Source organism: Bradyrhizobium ottawaense (genome assembly GCF_002278135.3).
GTDB classification, from domain to species: Bacteria; Pseudomonadota; Alphaproteobacteria; order Rhizobiales; family Xanthobacteraceae; genus Bradyrhizobium; species Bradyrhizobium ottawaense.
Map to the genome: position 1 here is coordinate 7,818,390 of NZ_CP029425.2, position 17,453 is coordinate 7,835,842.

Below are 17,453 nucleotides of genomic sequence, written 5' to 3' on the forward strand. Positions count from 1 at the left end.
GTGTGTCGCCAGTTTGTTCCGTCTGCCGAAGGCCATCGTCATGACCGACCGCCGTCCCCTGCTCCGCGCGCTCTACGACGCCGCCGTTGCCGCTGCCCATCCCAATGTGGTGCTGGCGCCGCATTTGGGGCCCGCGCCAAGAGGACGCGTGATCTGCCTCGCCGCCGGCAAGGGCGCGGGCGCCATGGCCGCGGCAGCCGAACGGCATTATCTCGACACGCTCAAGCTGGCGCCGGAGCGGCTCGTCGGCATCGCCACCACGCGCCATGGCTACGGCGTGCCGACGCGCCGCATCCGCGTGGTCGAGGCCGGGCATCCCGTGCCGGATGAGGCTGGCCTCAAGGGCGCGGCCGACACGCTCGCGCTCGCAGGCGAGGCCGGGCCGGACGATCTGCTCCTGGTGCTGCTCACCGGCGGCGGCTCGGCGAACTGGATCGCGCCCAGCGACGGTATCAGCTTCGCGCAGAAACAGGCGGTCAACAAGGCGCTGCTACGCTCGGGCGCGCCGATCGGTGAGATGAACGTCGTGCGCAAACACCTGTCGCGAATCAAGGGCGGACGCCTTGCGCGTGCCGGCAAGAACGCCGCCCAGATCGTGACGCTCGCGATCTCCGACGTGCCGCATGACGACGCTTCCGCGATCGCCTCCGGCCCGACCGTGCCCGATCCGACCACGTTGGCCGATGCGCGCGCCATCGTCGCGAAATACAAGCTCGACATCGACGATGCCGTGCGCCGCGCGCTCGACGATCCCGCCAACGAAAGCTGCAAGCCCGGCGATGCCGCCTTTTCGCGCGCGCATTTCGAATTGATCGCGCGGCCCAAGCAGTCGCTCGACGCCGCGGTGAAGCTCGCGCGCGAATCCGGTTACGAGACCATCGACCTCGGCGCCGATCTCGAAGGCGAGGCGCGCGAGGTCGCCGCCGCTCACGCCAGCCTGGCGCTGCAAGCGCGCGCGCAAGGCAAGCGCCTCGCGATCCTCTCCGGCGGCGAGCTCACCGTCACGGTGCGCGGCAATGGACGTGGCGGGCCGAACCAGGAATACGCGTTGGCGCTCGCCGCTCTGCTCAAGGACACGCCTGACATCTCGGCGCTGGCCGGCGACACCGACGGCGCCGACGGCGGCGCCGGCAACCCCACCGACCCCGCCGGCGCGCTGATCGACGCGACGACGTTCGCAAAGATGAAGGCGCAGGGGCTTCAGCCGCAAGCGTACCTGGACAACAACGACGCCACGACGTTCTTCGAGGCGACCGGCGACCTGCTGCTGCCGGGCCCGACGCTGACCAACGTGAACGACATCAGGGTGATTTTGGTGGATTGAGGCTGAGATTTCTCCCCCGTCATGGCCGGGCTTGACCCGGCCATCCACGCCTTCCCTCGCTGCCCAAAAACGTGGACACCGGGCCAAGCCTGGGCATGACGCGGACGTAGAGCGCCGCCTCAGAACTCGTTCGCGACCTTCGCCAGCATCGCGATCAGGGCTTCGCGGTTGGCCTGCCCGAGCAACTCGTTCAGCCGGGCCTCGTGCTTGGTGGCGACCAGCTTCTTGGCGCGGGCCAGCACCGCCTTGCCCTTGTCGGTCAGCACTAGGATGTGCGAGCGGCGGTCGTTGGTGGAGCGGATCCGCGCGCAAAGGTCGCGGCTCTCGAGATTGTCGAGCATGGCCACGAAGTTCGGCCTGAGGATGCCGAGGGTGGAGGCGATCTCGGTCTGGTTACGGCCGGGATTCTTCTCGACCAGCAGCAGCACGGAGAACTGCGCCGGCGTGAGCTGGAGCGAGGCCATGCAGCGCAGGAAGTTCTCGAACACCTTGAGCTGCGCCCGCTTCAGCACATAGCCGAGCTGTTCCGAGAGCTCGCCGAGCTGGAGCGCTTCGCCAGCAGCCCCCTGGCCTTGCGCCTCGGCCGCGTCCTTGCGGCCCTTGGCCGAGTCGGCAGGCTTTTCGGAGGACTTTTCAGCGGCTTTGGAAACGGTCATCGCCTCGTGCTCGTAATCCCGCTAAATTCGGGAGGGATCGTTCCCGCCCTTGATGTTATATTTGATAATTGTTATGGACCATATCAAATATCGCATGCGTTTTTCAATGGCTGTGAGCGGACCGTCCACCGCGATCGAGGGGACCGGTCCGTAATCTTTAGGGGGAGCGTCCGGTCTTGAATACCACCATCATGCTGTTCCTGGTGCAGGACGGCATCACCAATGGCGCGATCTATGCGCTGCTCGGCCTGGCGCTGGTGCTGGTGTTCGCCGTCACCCGCGTCATCCTCATTCCCCAGGGCGAATTCGTCACCTATGGCGCGCTGACCTACGCCTCGCTGGCCGCAGGCCAGATGCCGGGCACGGCAAAGCTCGCGCTGGCGCTCGGCATCGGCGCTTTCGCCTTCGACCTGTTCGTCGCGCGCAAGGCGCTGCACGGCCGCCTGATCGTGCGCAGCGCCCTCACCAATATCGTGCTGCCAGCCATCGTGCTGGCGCTGACGGTTTACTTCGCAGCCCAGAAGCCGCCGGTCGCGGTCTCGATCGCGCTGTCGCTGATGATCGTGGCGATGATCGGCCTCTATCTCTACCGCGTCGCATTCCAGCCGCTGGCACACACCTCCGTGCTGGTGCTGCTGATCGCATCCGTGGGCGTCCATCTGGCACTGCAGGGCCTCGGCCTGCTGTTCTTCGGCGCCGAAGGCCAGCGCGGACCTGCCGTGCTGTCCGGCGCGTTCACCGCGGGCTCGCTGCGCTTCACCGGCCAGAGCCTCACCGTCTACGGCATCACCATCGCCTTCATCGTCGCCCTCTGGCTGTTCTTCGGCCTGACACTCTACGGCAAGGCGCTGCGCGCAACCGCCGTGAACCGGTTAGGGGCGCGGCTCGTCGGCATCCGCACCACGCTGTCGGGGCAGATCGCTTTTCTGCTGGCATCCGTCATCGGGGCGTTGTCGGGCATCATGATCGTGCCGATCACGACGCTCTACTATGACAGCGGCTTCCTGATCGGCCTGAAGGGCTTCGTCGCCGCCATCATCGGCGGCCTCGTCAGCTACCCCTTAACCGCCGCCGCGGCGCTGGTCGTCGGCCTCGTCGAGGCGTTCTCGTCCTTCTATGCCTCCAACTACAAGGAGGTGATCGTTTTCATGCTGCTGATCCCCGTGTTGTTGCTGCGCTCGCTCGCCGCGCCCGCCGTCGAAGAAGAGAAGGACTGAGGCTGAAATGCAGAGCCGCCTTCCCATCATCGTCTTCGCAGCCGTCATGGCCTTGATTCCGTTCGTCCCCGGCATGCCGCCGTTCTGGATCGTGCTGCTCGACAATATCGGCCTCGCGGCCCTCGTCGCGATGGGCCTCGTGCTGCTGACCGGCGTCGGCGGCCTGACCTCGTTCGGACAGGCAGCCTTCGTCGGCTTCGGCGCCTACACCACCGCGGTGCTGTCGACGGCCTACGGCCTGTCGCCCTGGCTGACGCTGCCGCTGTCGCTATTGGTCAGCGGATCGCTGGCGGTGCTGCTCGGGCTGATCACCGTCCGTCTCTCCGGCCATTATCTGCCGCTGGGCACGCTCGCCTGGGGGCTCGGGCTGTTCTATCTCTTCAGCAAGCTGGAGTTTCTCGGCCGTAACGACGGCATCTCGGCGATCCCGCCACTGTCGATCGGCACGTTCAAGATGCTCTCGCCCGGCTCGATCTATTACGCGATCTGGGTCGCCGTGATCGTCTCGGCGCTGCTGACGATGAACCTCTTGGATTCCCGCACCGGACGCGCCATCCGCGCGCTACGGCGCGGCCATGTCGCCGCCGAGGCGTTCGGCGTGCACACGCCGCGCGCCAAATTGCTGGTGTTCATCCATGCCGCCGTGCTCGCCGGCCTCTCCGGCTGGCTCTACGCGCATCTCCAGCGCGCGGTGAACCCGACGCCGTTCGGCGCGCAGGCCGGCATCGAATATCTCTTCATCGCGGTGGTCGGCGGCGCCGGCTATGTCTGGGGCGGCGTTTTGGGCGCGGCGATCGTCGTGGTCCTGAAAGAGGTGCTGCAGAGCTATCTGCCGCTGATCCTGCCCGGTTCCGGCCAGGTCGAGACCATCGTGTTCGGCATCATGCTGGTGGCGCTGTTGCAACTTGCGCCCGGCGGCCTCTGGCCGTGGCTGATGTCGTTCCTGCCGGAGCGGACCAGCGGCAAGAAGCCGGACACCTCTCTGAAGCTGGAGCAGCGTCCGCGCGCGCCCGGCGAGTCCAACATCCTGCTCCAGGTCGACAAGGCGCGAAAACAGTTCGGCGGCGTGGTCGCCGTCAACAACGTCTCCTTCGACGTCCAGGCTCGTGAGATCGTCGCGCTGATCGGCCCGAACGGCGCCGGCAAGAGCACGACCTTCAACCTGATCACCGGCGTGCTGTCGGCCACGTCAGGCTCGGTCTCGGTGCTCGGCAAGAAGGTCGACAAGGCGCCGCCGCAGGAGATCGTCAAGCTCGGCATCAGCAGGACCTTCCAGCATGTGAAGCTGGTCCCTGACATGACCGTGCTGGAGAACGTCGCGATCGGCGCGCATCTGCGCGGCCATTCCGGCCCGATCGCCTCGATGCTGCGGCTCGACCGCGCCGACGAAGCCAAACTGCTCGCGGAGGCCGCCCGCCAGATCGAGCGCGTCGGCCTTGCCGACCACATGCACCAGCTCGCAGGCAGCCTCTCGCTCGGCCAGCAGCGCATCGTCGAGATCGCCCGCGCGCTCTGCGTCGATCCGATGCTGCTGCTGCTCGACGAACCGGCCGCCGGCCTGCGCCACATGGAAAAGCAGCAGCTCGCCAAGCTGCTGCGCGACTTGCGCGACGGCGGCATGAGCGTCCTCCTGGTCGAGCACGACATGGGCTTCGTGATGAACCTCGCCGACCGCATCGTGGTGCTCGATTTCGGCACCAAGATTGCCGAAGGCACCCCCGCCACGATCAAGACCAATCCCGAAGTGATCAAGGCCTATCTCGGAGTGGCGGCATGAGCGCGCTGTTGTCGGTCACCGACGCCCATGTCGCCTACGGCAAGGTCGAGGCGGTGCGCTCGGTCTCGCTCGAGGTCGGCGCGAATGAGATCGTTACCATCGTCGGCGCCAATGGCGCCGGCAAGACCACGCTGCTCTCCGCCATCATGGGCATCCTGCCGCTGAAAGGCCGGGTCACTTTTGCCGGCCAGGATCTCGCCAGGCTCGACATCGAGGACCGCGTCGCGATGGGGCTTGGCCTCGTCCCGGAGCACCGCGAATTGTTCGTGACCATGAATGTCGAGGACAATCTCGAGCTCGGCGCCTTCCGCATCGAGCGAAGCAAGGCGAAAGCCTCGATGGAACGCGTCTACACGCTGTTTCCGCGGCTCAAGGAGCGCCGCAAGCAATTCGCCGGCACGCTCTCCGGCGGCGAGCAGCAAATGCTCGCGATGGGGCGCGCGCTGATGGGCGAGCCGAAGCTGCTGATGCTGGATGAGCCGAGCCTCGGCCTCGCCCCGATCATCGTCGCCGACATCTTCCGCATCGTCACCGAACTCCGCGCCAGCGGCGTCTCGGTGCTGCTGGTCGAGCAGAACGCGCAGGCCGCGCTGAAGATCGCGGACCAGGCCTATGTGATGGAGCTCGGCGAGTTCGTGCTCTCCGGCAAGGCCAGCGATATCGCCGCGAACGAGCGGGTTGCGGCCAGCTATCTCGGCTTCCAGCACGAAGGTGAGAGCGTGATCTGATTCTTACCCTCCCCTGGAGGGGGAGGGTCGCTTCGCAAAGAGCGCAGCGATGTGCGAAGCGGGGTGGGGTGACGGTCCCTCCGCGTAGAACACTGCCCGTGTTGAGAGATCACCCCACCCCGCTCGCGCTCCACGCGACCGACCCTCCCCCTCCAGGGGAGGGTAAGCGCGCGGCGTTACGTAGCTCCTGTCACCTTACCGCCCTTCAACGCCGCCACCTCGGCCTCCAACTCTGCAATCCTCGCGTCCCTCACCGCCAACGCCGCTGCCACATCGCCTGCGTCGAACTTCTGCGGAATGTGCTGCGGGCAGTTGGTGTCCCAGGCCGCGATCTTGAACAGGATCACCTGCTCCGGCCGGGCGCGGTAGCCCTTCGGCATCAGCGATGTCGTCAGCTCCTCGTCGTCCTCGACCACGCGCGCCTCGCCCCAGATCTTGACCCGGCGGCGATGGGCGTAGTCCATCACGAAGATGTAGGCCTTGGGATTCTCGGACAGGTTTCCCTGCGTGATGTATTGCCGGTTGCCGGCGTAGTCCGTGAAGGCCAGCGTCTGCTTGTCCAGCACTTTCAAGAACCCTTTGGGACCCCCGCGGTGCTGGATGTAGGGCTGGCCGTCGGCCGAGGTAGTGGCGAAATAGAAACTGTCGGCGTCAGCCAGGAACGACGCGAGATTCTCATCGACCTCGGTGCGCCAGCCGCGCTGCTCGGCGTGAGCATAGCCTTCGCGTGATCCCTTTCGGGTCTGGATCGATTTCACCGCCGGCGTGAACGCCACGTCGCTGGCGTAGGTGTGAGTTGCCGTCATCGGAACATCTCCTGAAATCCCGGCGCATGTCTGCGTTTATCCTCGATAAAATGTACCTCCCGGCGGCCAAAACAAACTACCGGCTTGACACTTCATCGTTGCGATATATGCAATAATGAGATGGACCGCCTCGAAGCCATGCACGTCTTCGTCACCGTTGCCGATCTGCGCGGCTTTGCGCCGGCGGCGCGCAAGCTGCACCTGTCGCCCTCGGCGGTAACGCGGCTGATCGCGGCGCTGGAGGAGCATCTCGGCGCCCGGCTGCTGCAGCGGACCACCCGGCAGGTGAGATTGACCGACGTCGGCACGCGCTATCTGGAGCGCGCGCGGCGCATCCTCGCCGATGTCGAGGAGGCCGACGGCTCGGCGCGGGAGGAGCGCCACCGGCCGAGCGGACGGTTGGTGGTATCGGCCCCGGTCGGCTTCGGCCGGCTGCATGTCGGGCCGGTCATGACCGACTATCTCAAGCGCTATCCCGAGGTCGGCGGGGAATTGCGCTTGTCCGACCATCTCGTCAATCTCGTGGAGGACGCCGTCGATGTCGCGGTGCGGATCGGTCATCTCGCCGATTCCTCGCTGGTGGCGCGCCAGGTCGGCGAGATGCGGCGGATCGTGGTGGCGACGCCGGGCTATCTGAAGCGCCACGGCGAGCCGAAGACGCCGGACGCATTGCTCGGACACCAGACCATTCAGTTCGGGCCCTTCGCCAGCTGGCACTTCGTGCACGACGGCCGCGACATCGAGGTCACGCCATCGCCCCGCTTCATCAGCAACAGCGCCGACGCCGCCCTGCAATATGCCGAAGCCGGCGGCGGGGTGACGCGCGTGCTGGCCTATCAGGCCGCCGAGGGGCTGAAGCGCGGACGGCTGAAAATCGTGCTGGCGAAGTACGAGCAGCCGGCGCTGCCGATCCACATCATCTACCCGACCTCGCGGCTGCTCTCGGCCAAGGTGCGCGCGTTCGTCGATCTCGTGGTGGAGACGGCGGAGTGGAAGTTTGGGTAGCTCTCGTGCCCCGGACGCATCGCAGCACGCAGTGATGCGATGCCGAGCCGGGGCCCAGAAGGCGGCGCGATATCATGCCGAGGCATGGGTCCCGGCTCTGCGGAGCGGCACTTCGCGCCGCACCGCGTCCGGGACACGGAGAGCGAGAGCGTCACCCCTTCTTCGGCACCACCCGAAACGTGCCGCTGGCGCGCGCGATCACGGCATCGTCGGCTTTGACCAGGCATTGTGCAAAACAGATCGTAGAGCCGGTCTTGATCGCCTCACCTTCGACCGAGAGCCATTGGCCGATCTCGGCGGCGCCGACATAGTCGACCGACAGCGAGATCGTCACGAACGACGTGGTCCAGCCCGTTGCCTGGGCGCAGCTATAGCCCATGGCGGCATCGGCCAGCGCGGCGATCAGCCCTCCGTGAATCAGCCCGCGCGCGTTGGTGTGCGGCGTCGCCAGACGCAGCCCCACGGTGACGCCCTTGTCGGACTTCTTCGAATAGAGCGGCTCCCAGGGATCGGTGAGCGGCGCCTTGCGGAAATGCGGCTCGAAGCCGGTGGGGATGTCGGGAGAGGTCATGGCGGTCTCGCGTTGCTGGTCGCCGGCATTGAACGCGATAGACGTGACGGTTGCATCAATTACAAAGTTTCAAACGGAATTTGCGCGAGTGTTTGAAACGGAAGGCGCCACAATGACGGCGCCGTAGGGTGGGCAAAGCGAAGCGTGCCCACGCGCGTTCGCAATCATGGGAAGGTGGTGGGCACGGCGCAAGAGCGCCTTTGCCCACCCTACGGACTGTCTTAATACGGCAACCCCACATAATTCTCCGACAGCGACGTCATCGCGGCCTGCGACTGCGTGACGTAGTCGAGCTCGGCGAGCTGGATGCGCGCGCCGATGGTGCCGGTGTCGGGGAATTTGTGCAGCATCGAGGTCATCCACCAGGAGAAGCGCACCGCCTTCCAGACCCGTGCCAGCGCCGTGGTGGAATAGGCGTCGATGCCGGCGCTGGATTTCTCGTCGTAGAATTCGCGCAGCGCGCCCGACAGATAATGTGCGTCGCTGGCGGCGAGGTTCAGTCCCTTGGCGCCCGTCGGGGGCACGATGTGGGCGGCGTCCCCGCACAGGAACAGCCGGCCGAAGCGCATCGGCTCGGCGACGAAACTGCGCAGGGGCGCAATGCTCTTCTCGATCGAGGGGCCCGTGACGAGGCTGTCGGCCGCCTCCCGGTCGAGCCGGCGCTTCAATTCGTCCCAGAAGCGTTCGTCCGGCCATTGGTCGACATGGTCGTCGAGCGAACACTGCACATAGTAGCGGCTGCGTCTGGTCGAGCGCATGGTGCAAAGCGCAAAGCCGCGCGCGTGGTTGGAGTAGATCAGCTCATGGCTGACCGGCGGCGTCTCCGACAGGATGCCGAGCCAACCGAAGGGATAGACCCGCTCGAACTCCTCGATCGCCGAGGTCGGAACGCTGGCGCGGCTGACGCCGTGAAAGCCGTCGCAGCCGGCGATGAAGTCGCAATCGAGCGTGTGGGTGACGCCGTCCTTCTCCCAGGTTACGCGCGGGTGACTGCCGTCGAAATCATGCGGCTGAACGTCCTTGGCCTCATAAACCGAGATCAGACCGGCGGCCTTCCGCGCATTCATCAAATCGAGCGTGACCTCGGTCTGGCCGTAGATCATGACCGTCTTGCCGGTCGCACCCTTCATGTCGATGCGGTGACGGCGGCCGGAAAAGGCGAGCTCGATGCCTTCATGCACCAGGCCTTCGGCATGCGCCCGCGCCCCGGCGCCGATCTGATCGAGCAGCGCGACGGTTCCCTCCTCGAGCAGACCGGCGCGGATGCGACCGAGCACGTAATCCGGGCTCTGCCGCTCCAGAATGACATTGTCGATGCCGTAAGCGTGCAGCAGTTGCCCAAGCAACAATCCGGCCGGTCCGGCCCCGATGATTGCGACTTTTGTCCGCAATACTTGCTCCTTCCGATCCTGTAGGCTTTGCTCGCGGCTCGCTTGTCGCGTTGCTCCGCGCACGATAATTATATCATATAACGGTTGGGCAAAAGGGGAGGGCCGTCGCCGGGCAGCGACAAATCCATGCAGCATGGCTGACGCAGACGGCCGCGCCAGTTCCGGCTTGAACGCGCCGGCCGATTAGATAACATGTTAATTAACGAGACCGGGCCATCGAAGCCCGCCGTCGAAAACAGGGAGAGACGTGTGATGAGGAAAGCCTGTCTGGCGTTGCTGCTGGCCGCAAGCGTGACGCCTGCCTTCGCGCAGGACAAGACCTTCGATTTGAAGATCTCGCACTGGGTGCCGGCTTCGCATCCGCTGCAGAAGTCGCTGGAAGACTGGGCTGCCGCGGTCGAGAAGGATTCCGGCGGCACCATCAAGGGCAAGGTGTTTCCGGCCCAGCAGCTCGGCAAGGCGTTCGACCATTACGACATGGCGCGCGACGGCATCGCCGACGTCACCTATGTCAATCCCGGCTACCAGCCCGGCCGCTTCCCGATCGTCGGCGCCGGCGAGCTGCCGTTCCTGATCTCGGACGCCAAGGGCGGCTCGATGGGGCTGGACGCCTGGTATCGCAAATATGCCGAGAAGGAGATGAAGGACGTCAAATACTGTCTCGCCTTCGTCCACTCGCCCTCCTCCTTCCATTCCAAGACCAAGAAGATCGTGCTGCCTGAAGACGTAAAGGGCATGAAGATCCGCCCGGCGCATGCCACCATGGCGAACTTCGTGACCTCGCTCGGCGGCACCAATGTGCAGTCCTCGGCGCCTGAGGTCCGCGACATCATCGAGCGCGGCGTCGCCGACGGCGTCACCTTCCCCTGGGGTTCCCTGGTGCTGTTCGGCATCGACAAGGTGACCAAATACGACATGGAGGCGCCGCTCTACACCACGACCTTCGTGTTCGTGATCAACAAGGACAAGTACAACGCGATGTCCGACAAGCAGAAGGCCGCGATCGACAAGAACTGCTCGGTCGAAATGGCGGGCGTGGTCGGCGAGCACTGGGGCAAGTTCGAGGATGCGGGCATCGACAAGGTGAAGGCGGAATCCGGCCACGAGGTCTACAAGCTGGCGCCCGAGCAGACCGCCGTCTGGAAGAAGGCCGCCGAGCCGCTGGTGAAGACCTGGTCCGAGGGCGCCAAGAAGGCCGGCGCCGATCCGGACGCGGCGCTTAGCGAGCTGAAGGCGTCGCTGAAGAAGTACAACGCGTTGGCGGAGTGACGCCGCGACGCGATCGGTCCTTCCTCCCCCTCTCCCCGTCCTTACGGGGAGAGGGTTGGGGTGAGGGGCTGCGTCCGCAAAAAGAGTGACAGATGGACTCGCGGAGAGTCCCCCTCACCCGCATCGCATCTCCGATGCGATGCGGCCTCTCCCCGCACGCGGGGAGAGGCAAGAGCCGCCGCCGGAGTCGAGAGCGAGAATGACGACACTCGATAGGACACACCCATGAAGCGCTCCTGGATGGACCGCATCATCGACACGATCGAATGGATCGCGGCCGGCTTCGTCGGCATCGTCGCGCTCGACATCTTCCTGTCGGTGCTGCTCCGCAACACGCTGAATTATTCGATCCCTGATTCGTTCGACATCGGCCGCATGCTGCTCGGCATCCTCATCTTCTGGGGCATCGCCGCGACCTCCTATCGCGGCACCCACATCACGGTGGACCTCGTCTGGGGCAATGTCGGGCCGCGCCATCAGCGCTGGATCGACGTGTTCGCAACCCTGGTGCTGCTGTTCGTCGTGACCGTGCAGACCTGGACGCTGTTCGACAAGGTGCGCGGCACCTACAACGACAACGTCCTGACCTTCGACATGCACATGCCGACCTGGCCGTTCTTCGCGATCGCCTGGGTCGGCGACGTCTGCGCCGTGCTGCTGATCGCGATCCGCACCTACCGCCTGATCTTCCACCCCGAAGATATGCACGATCCCAAATTGAAGGCGACGGAGTAATCATGAGCACCGATGCCGTCGCCGTAATCGGCTTCGTTTCCCTGTTTGTCCTGATGCTGCTGCGCGTGCCCGTCGGCATGGCCATGGGCCTCGTCGGCGTGTCCGGTTTCGCCTATCTCGTCAACGGGACGGCCGCCCTGAAGCTGGTCGGCCAGACCTCGATGCGCACGGTCACCGACTACACCTTCGGCGTCATCCCGATGTTCCTGCTGATGGGTTCGTTCGTGTCCAATTCCGGCATGAGCCGCGAGCTGTTCCGCGCCGCCAACGGTTTCGTCGGGCATTTGCGCGGCGGCCTCGGCATCGCCACCGTCGGCGCCTGCGGCGGCTTTGCCGCGATCTGCGGCTCGTCGGTTGCGACCGCCGCGACCTTCTCGGCCGTCGCCTATCCCGAGATGCGCCGTTTCGGCTATCCGCAATCGTTCGCCACCGGCGTGATCGCGGCGGGCGGCACGCTGGGCGCGATGCTGCCGCCCTCCACGGTGCTCGCCGTCTACGGCATCATCACCGAGCAGGACATCGGAAAGCTCTTCATCGCCGGCATCATCCCGGGCCTGCTGGCGATGAGCATGTACATGATCACGATCTTCCTGATCGGCTATTTCCGTCCCGACTTCCTGCCCAAGGGCAAGGTGACGCCGTGGCGCGAGCGCTTTGCCGGCCTGAAGGAGATCTGGGCGCCGGCGCTGCTGTTCATCTTCGTGATCGGCGGCCTCTACGGCCTGCCCTATTTGCCGCGCTTCACGCCGACGGAGGCGGGCGGCGTCGGCGCCGCCGGCGCGTTCATCATCGGCGTGCTGACGGGCCGCCTCGACCGCGAGAAGATCCTGGCCTCGCTGCTCCAGGCGACGCGCACCGCGGCCGCCGTCTTCACCGTGCTGATCGGCGCGCTGATCTTCGGCTATTTCCTCACGGTGACGCAGACGCCGCAGAAAGTGACCGAATTCCTCACCGGCCTCGGTCTCGGCAGCTACGGCGTGCTGGCGCTGATCATGGTGATGTATCTCGTGCTCGGCTGCCTGATGGACGCCATGGCGATGATCATCCTCACCGTGCCGATCATCTTCCCCGTCATCACGCATCTCGGCTTCGACCCGATCTGGTTCGGCGTCATCATCGTCATGACCGTCGAGCTCGGCCTGATCCACCCGCCTGTCGGCATGAACGTCTTCGTCATCAAGAGCGTGGTGAAGGACGTCTCCTTCTCCACGATCTTCAAGGGCGTGATTCCGTTCGTGGTCACCGACCTGATCCGCCTCGTGATCCTGATCGCCTTCCCGCTGCTGGCGACCTGGCTGCCGACGCGGATGATGGCGAATTGACAGGGTGAAGCGATGACGACACCGACGCTCGAGACGAAGTACGTCTTCACCATCACCGCCAAAATCGGCGAGGTCGTCACCGCCGGCGAGACCGGCATCGGTGTTCGCCGCATCATCCCGATCATCGGCGGTGAGGTCACGGGCGCGATATCAGGCAAGGTGCTGCCGTTCGGGGCCGACTTCCAGACCATCCGCCCCAACGAGCTGATCGACCTGGAGGCGAAGTACGCCTTCGAGACCGACGACGGCGCCGTTGTCTATGTCGAGAACAAGGGCATGCGCTTCGGACCGGTCGAGCTGCTGCAGAAGCTCAAGCGCGGCGAGCCGGTCGATCCCGAGCTGATCTATTTCCGCACCGTGCCGCGGTTCGAGACCGGGCACGAGAACTATCGCTGGCTGATGCAGCACATTTTCGTCGGCTCAGCCGCGCGCCATGCGGATCGCGTCGTGATCGACGTGCATCAGGTGATGTGAAGGGCGGCGGCCTTTCAACGCTCTCCGCTCGTCGTCCCGGCGAAAGCCGGGACCCATACCGCGTGATCTATCGGTTGCCGGCGGTCGGAATACCGAACAATGGGTCTCCGCCAGATCTCTCCCTGGGGTTAAGGCTCCCTGCGTCCCGTGCGCGATTGCGCGCTAGGCAGGGACGACATTGTGTGCGGAGCAGCATTCTGCCGCCCCACCTTGACTCCCCCGAAATTCGTTATACAACATAACTATTCTGACAAGGACGCAAATGACACAGGGAAACGCCGGAACCGCTGACGCGGGCGCCTCCGGGCTACTCCGGATCGAGAGGGCGGACCGGGTTCTGACCGTGGGTCTGAACCGGCCGGCCAAGCGCAATGCGCTCAACGACGGCATCATCCTGGAAATCGGCGAGTGTTTTGCGTCCCTGCCCGAGGATATCGGCGCGGTCGTCATCCACGGCATCGGCGACCATTTCTCCAGCGGCCTCGACCTCTCCGAGCTGACCGAGCATGACGCGACCGGCGGCCTGCTGCATTCCCAGATGTGGCACCGGGTGTTCGACCGCATCCAGTACAGCCGGGTCCCCGTGATCGCGGCGCTGAAGGGCGCCGTGATCGGCGGCGGGCTGGAGCTTGCCTGCTCGGCGCATATCCGCGTCGCCGAGCCCTCGACCTATTTCGCGCTTCCGGAGGGACAGCGCGGCATCTTCGTCGGCGGCGGCGGCTCGGTGCGGCTGCCACGATTGATCGGCGTCGCCAGGATGATGGACATGATGCTGACGGGCCGCGTCTACAGCGCGACCGAAGGCGCCTCCTACGGCTTCGCGCAATATGTCACGGAGGCCGGCAACGGGCTCGGCAAGGCGATGGAGCTTGCGACCAAGGTCGCCTCCAACGCGCCGCTGACGAATTTCGCCGTTCTCCAGGCGCTGCCGATGATCGCGGAGGCCAATCCGCAGACCGGCCTGCTGATGGAATCGCTGATGGCGACCGTCGCGCAGAGCGACAAAGAGGCAAAGCGCAGGATCCGCGAATTCCTCGAACACAAGACCGCAAAGGTAAAGCCCAAGTCATGAGCGCGCAGCCGTCCTCTTCCAGCATGGAGCGCGGCGCGAGCACTTTCCCGCTGCGGCCCATTTCATTCGGCGATCCCGTCGTCGACATCGAACGCCGCGACGACGGCACGATCTACCTGCGGCCGAAACAGGCGCTCGGCGACTATCCCGTTCGCCTCACCGACCGCCTGCATCACTGGGCCAGCACCACGCCCGACCGCGTCTTCATGGCCGAGCGCGAAGGCGGCCGCGGCTGGCGCAAGATCACTTACGCCGAGCTGCTGGTCGCGAGCCGTCACATTGCGTCCGGCCTGATTGCGCGCGGCCTGTCGGCGGAGCGGCCGGTCGTCATCCTCTCCGGCAATTCGATCGACCACGCATTGCTGGCGTTCGGCGCGTTCTATGCCGGTATTCCGTTCTGCCCGGTGTCGCCGGCCTACTCGCTGGTGTCGAAGGATTACGGCAAGCTTTCTTACCTGATGAAGCTGCTGACGCCCGGCCTTGTCTTCGCCGAGGATGCCGACAAGTTCGCCGATGCGCTTGCCGCCAACGTCTCGCTCGGGACCGAGATCGCCGCGTCCTACGGCGAGGTGCCAGGCCGCGACGTCACCCTGCTCGCCGACCTCATGGCAACGCCGATCCGCAGCGATCTCGACGATGTCCACGGCAAGATCGGCCCCGACACGATCGCGAAATTCCTGCTGACCTCGGGCTCGACCGGCAATCCCAAGGCCGTCATCAACACCCAGCGCATGATCTGCGCCAACCAGGTAATGCTGCGCGAGACGCTCGCCTTCCTCAAGGACGAGCCGCCCGTCATCATCGACTGGCTGCCCTGGAATCACACCTTCGGCGGCAACCACAATATCGGCCTGACGCTCTATAACGGCGGCTCGATGTATCTGGACGCCGGCAAGCCGATGCCCGGCGGCATCGAGGAGACCGTGCGCAATCTCCAGGAGATTTCGCCGACGGTCTATTTCAACGTGCCCAAGGGCTATGAATCGCTGCTGCCTTATTTGCGCGACGACCAGGGCCTGCGCGCAAAGTTCTTCGACCGGCTGCACGCGATGTTCTTCTCCGGCGCCGCGCTGTCGCCATTCATCTGGAACAGCCTCGACGAGCTCGCGGTGAAGGAAAAAGGTTATCGGGTTCCGATGCTGACCGGGCTCGGTGCGACCGAGACCGCGCCGTTCTTCATGTCGGTCAATCCGCGCACCAGCCGCTCCGGCCATGTCGGCCTGCCTGTTTCGGGCAACGACGCAAAACTGGTGCCGAACAACGGCAAGCTGGAAGTGCGCGCCAAGGGGCCGAACGTCATGCCCGGCTACTGGCGCCAGCCCGACATCAGCGCAAAATCCTTCGACGAGGAGGGATTTTACATGATGGGTGATGCGCTCAAGCCCGCCGATCCCGATGATCTCAACGCAGGCTTCGATTTCGACGGCCGTGTCGGTGAAGACTTCAAGCTCGCCAGCGGCACCTGGGTCAGCGTCGGCCCGCTGCGCGCGCGCCTCACGGCCGCCTGCGCCCCGCTGGTGCGCGACGTCGTCATCGCCGGCATCAATCGTGACGAGGTCTCGGCGCTGGTCGTGCTCGACCTCGACGGCTGCCGGCTGATCAATCCGACGCTGCCGACCGACGATCTCGTCGTCGCAACGCGCGACCGGCTGGTGCGCGAGGCTTTTCGCGAGCGCCTGACCCGTTTCCTCAGCCAAGCCACGGGTTCCTCGACCCGGATCACGCGCGCGATCCTGATGGACGCGCCGCTCTCGATCGACAAGGGCGAAGTCACCGACAAGGGTTCGATCAACCAGCGCGCCGTGCTCGAGCACCGCACCGAATTGATCGAGGAGCTCTACGCTGCCAATCCGTCGGACCGTGTGATATCGGTCGGCTAACCCGGACATAAGCCACAGGAGAACGCCATGTTGTTGAAAGATCAGGCAGCCATCGTCACCGGCGGCGCATCGGGGCTTGGCGCCGCCACCGCGCGAAAACTTGCGGCGCAGGGCGCCAAGGTCGCGGTCTGCGATCTCAATGCCAAGCTCGCCGAGACCGTTGCCGCCGAGATCAAGGGCGTGGCGATTACCTGCGACGTCTCCGACGCCGCTTCCGCTGAAGCTGCGATCGCGCAGGCGACCAAGGCTCTTGGCGCGCCGCGCGTGCTGGTCAATTGCGCCGGCATCGGCGTTGCCAAGCGCGTCGTCGGCCGCGACGGCCCGATGGCGCTCGCCGATTTCGACAAGGTGATCAAGGTCAATCTGATCGGCACCTTCAACATGCTGCGCCTGGCCGCCACCGAGATGTCCAAGCTGGAGCCGCAGGCGACCGGCGAGCGCGGTGTCATCATCAACACGGCCTCCGTTGCCGCTTATGACGGCCAGATCGGTCAGTCCGCCTATTCGGCTTCCAAGGGCGGCATCGTCGGCATGACGCTGCCGATCGCGCGCGAGCTGGCGCAGTTCGGCGTCCGCGTGCTGACCATCGCGCCCGGCCTGTTCCTGACCCCGCTGCTCGCGAACCTGCCGCAGGAAGCCCAGGACTCGCTCGCCGCCGCGATCCCCTTCCCGCGCCGGCTCGGCCATGCCGACGAGTTCGCCGCGCTCGCGCTGCACATGGTCGAGAACTCCTACCTGAACGGCGAAGTGGTGCGCCTCGACGGCTCGCTGCGCATGGCACCGAAATAAGGCGCGCGACACATGTTCGTGAACCGGCGCGACGTACAGATCCAGTGGGGCGATTGCGACCCCGCCAACATCGTCTACTACCCGCGCTATTTCGCGATGTTCGACGATTCGACCTCGACCCTGTTCGAGGTCGCCGGATTCTCCAAGCAGGATCTGGTCCGCAAATACGGCCTGGTGGGCATCCCCATGGTCGACACGCGGTCCAAGTTCTACATCCCCTCGACCTATGGCGACTGGATCACCATCGAGACGAAGATCGAGAGCATCAAGCGTTCGAGCTTCGAGGTGAAGCACAACGTCTACAAGGGTGACGCGCTGGCGATCGAGGGTTTTGAGACCCGCGTCCTGGTCGGTCGCGATCCCGTTAACCCCGACAAGCTGAAATCGGCACCGTTCCCGGCGGAAATGGTAGCCAAATTCACGGGGAGTTAAATCCG

17 protein-coding genes are annotated in these 17,453 nt (G+C 65.2%); 13 read left to right on the forward strand and 4 right to left on the reverse strand.

Annotated features, from left to right (window positions below):
- Positions 1-40 precede the first annotated feature (40 nt).
- On the forward strand, positions 41-1,324 hold the full coding sequence (locus CIT37_RS36550) for a glycerate kinase type-2 family protein (protein WP_028142137.1): 1,284 nt from the start codon (positions 41-43) through the stop codon (positions 1,322-1,324).
- 119 nt (positions 1,325-1,443) lie between these two features.
- Here CIT37_RS36550 and CIT37_RS36555 read toward each other — a convergent pair whose 3' ends face one another.
- The gene (locus CIT37_RS36555) at positions 1,444-1,980 is read right to left on the reverse strand and encodes a MarR family winged helix-turn-helix transcriptional regulator (protein ID WP_038950084.1); all 537 of its coding nucleotides are present in this window, start codon (positions 1,978-1,980) and stop codon (positions 1,444-1,446) included.
- Positions 1,981-2,156: 176 nt separating this feature from the next.
- Between CIT37_RS36555 and CIT37_RS36560 the strand changes: the two genes are divergently transcribed.
- From CIT37_RS36560 to CIT37_RS36570, 3 genes are read left to right on the forward strand one after another with little or no spacing between them, the layout of a single operon-like run.
- Positions 2,157-3,197 carry a branched-chain amino acid ABC transporter permease gene (locus CIT37_RS36560; RefSeq protein WP_028142139.1) on the forward strand — a complete coding sequence of 347 codons (1,041 nt, stop codon included), beginning with the start codon at positions 2,157-2,159 and terminating at the stop codon, positions 3,195-3,197.
- Between the two features lie 7 nt (positions 3,198-3,204).
- Entirely contained in the window at positions 3,205-4,974 is a 1,770-nt protein-coding gene (locus tag CIT37_RS36565; RefSeq protein WP_095424656.1) for a branched-chain amino acid ABC transporter ATP-binding protein/permease, read from the forward strand.
- On the forward strand, positions 4,971-5,702 hold the full coding sequence (locus tag CIT37_RS36570; protein WP_028142140.1) for an ABC transporter ATP-binding protein: 732 nt from the start codon (positions 4,971-4,973) through the stop codon (positions 5,700-5,702). Before CIT37_RS36565 ends, CIT37_RS36570 begins: the two co-directional genes overlap by 4 nt.
- A gap of 176 nt (positions 5,703-5,878) precedes the next feature.
- Here CIT37_RS36570 and CIT37_RS36575 read toward each other — a convergent pair whose 3' ends face one another.
- A complete protein-coding gene (locus tag CIT37_RS36575) occupies positions 5,879-6,508 on the reverse strand; it encodes a pyridoxamine 5'-phosphate oxidase family protein (protein WP_095424655.1) in 630 nt (209 codons plus the stop codon).
- Positions 6,509-6,628: 120 nt separating this feature from the next.
- Here CIT37_RS36575 and CIT37_RS36580 point away from each other — a divergent pair, with 120 nt between their 5' ends.
- A complete protein-coding gene (locus tag CIT37_RS36580; protein WP_038950088.1) occupies positions 6,629-7,513 on the forward strand; it encodes a LysR family transcriptional regulator in 885 nt (294 codons plus the stop codon).
- A gap of 151 nt (positions 7,514-7,664) precedes the next feature.
- Here CIT37_RS36580 and CIT37_RS36585 read toward each other — a convergent pair whose 3' ends face one another.
- On the reverse strand, positions 7,665-8,084 hold the full coding sequence (locus tag CIT37_RS36585; protein WP_028142143.1) for a PaaI family thioesterase: 420 nt from the start codon (positions 8,082-8,084) through the stop codon (positions 7,665-7,667).
- Positions 8,085-8,305: 221 nt separating this feature from the next.
- Positions 8,306-9,475 (reverse strand): 4-hydroxybenzoate 3-monooxygenase, encoded by a 1,170-nt coding sequence (gene pobA / locus CIT37_RS36590; protein ID WP_095424654.1) that lies wholly within the window; start codon positions 9,473-9,475, stop codon positions 8,306-8,308.
- A gap of 252 nt (positions 9,476-9,727) precedes the next feature.
- Between pobA and CIT37_RS36595 the strand changes: the two genes are divergently transcribed.
- From CIT37_RS36595 to CIT37_RS36630, 8 genes are all read left to right on the forward strand, one after another.
- Positions 9,728-10,744 carry a TRAP transporter substrate-binding protein gene (locus tag CIT37_RS36595; RefSeq protein ID WP_028142145.1) on the forward strand — a complete coding sequence of 339 codons (1,017 nt, stop codon included), beginning with the start codon at positions 9,728-9,730 and terminating at the stop codon, positions 10,742-10,744.
- 225 nt (positions 10,745-10,969) lie between these two features.
- A complete protein-coding gene (locus CIT37_RS36600; protein ID WP_018321429.1) occupies positions 10,970-11,479 on the forward strand; it encodes a TRAP transporter small permease in 510 nt (169 codons plus the stop codon).
- Positions 11,480-11,481: 2 nt separating this feature from the next.
- On the forward strand, positions 11,482-12,801 hold the full coding sequence (locus tag CIT37_RS36605) for a TRAP transporter large permease (RefSeq protein WP_038971320.1): 1,320 nt from the start codon (positions 11,482-11,484) through the stop codon (positions 12,799-12,801).
- A 12-nt stretch (positions 12,802-12,813) separates the two neighbouring features.
- The gene (locus CIT37_RS36610) at positions 12,814-13,275 is read left to right on the forward strand and encodes a DUF3237 domain-containing protein (protein WP_038971319.1); all 462 of its coding nucleotides are present in this window, start codon (positions 12,814-12,816) and stop codon (positions 13,273-13,275) included.
- Between the two features lie 262 nt (positions 13,276-13,537).
- The gene (locus CIT37_RS36615; RefSeq protein WP_095424653.1) at positions 13,538-14,347 is read left to right on the forward strand and encodes a crotonase/enoyl-CoA hydratase family protein; all 810 of its coding nucleotides are present in this window, start codon (positions 13,538-13,540) and stop codon (positions 14,345-14,347) included.
- On the forward strand, positions 14,344-16,227 hold the full coding sequence (locus CIT37_RS36620) for a feruloyl-CoA synthase (RefSeq protein ID WP_028142149.1): 1,884 nt from the start codon (positions 14,344-14,346) through the stop codon (positions 16,225-16,227). The genes CIT37_RS36615 and CIT37_RS36620 overlap by 4 nt, the downstream gene beginning before the upstream one ends.
- A 27-nt stretch (positions 16,228-16,254) precedes the next feature.
- The gene (locus CIT37_RS36625) at positions 16,255-17,016 is read left to right on the forward strand and encodes an SDR family NAD(P)-dependent oxidoreductase (protein WP_028142150.1); all 762 of its coding nucleotides are present in this window, start codon (positions 16,255-16,257) and stop codon (positions 17,014-17,016) included.
- Between the two features lie 12 nt (positions 17,017-17,028).
- A complete protein-coding gene (locus CIT37_RS36630; RefSeq protein WP_028142151.1) occupies positions 17,029-17,448 on the forward strand; it encodes an acyl-CoA thioesterase in 420 nt (139 codons plus the stop codon).
- The last annotated feature ends 5 nt before the right edge of the window (positions 17,449-17,453 follow it).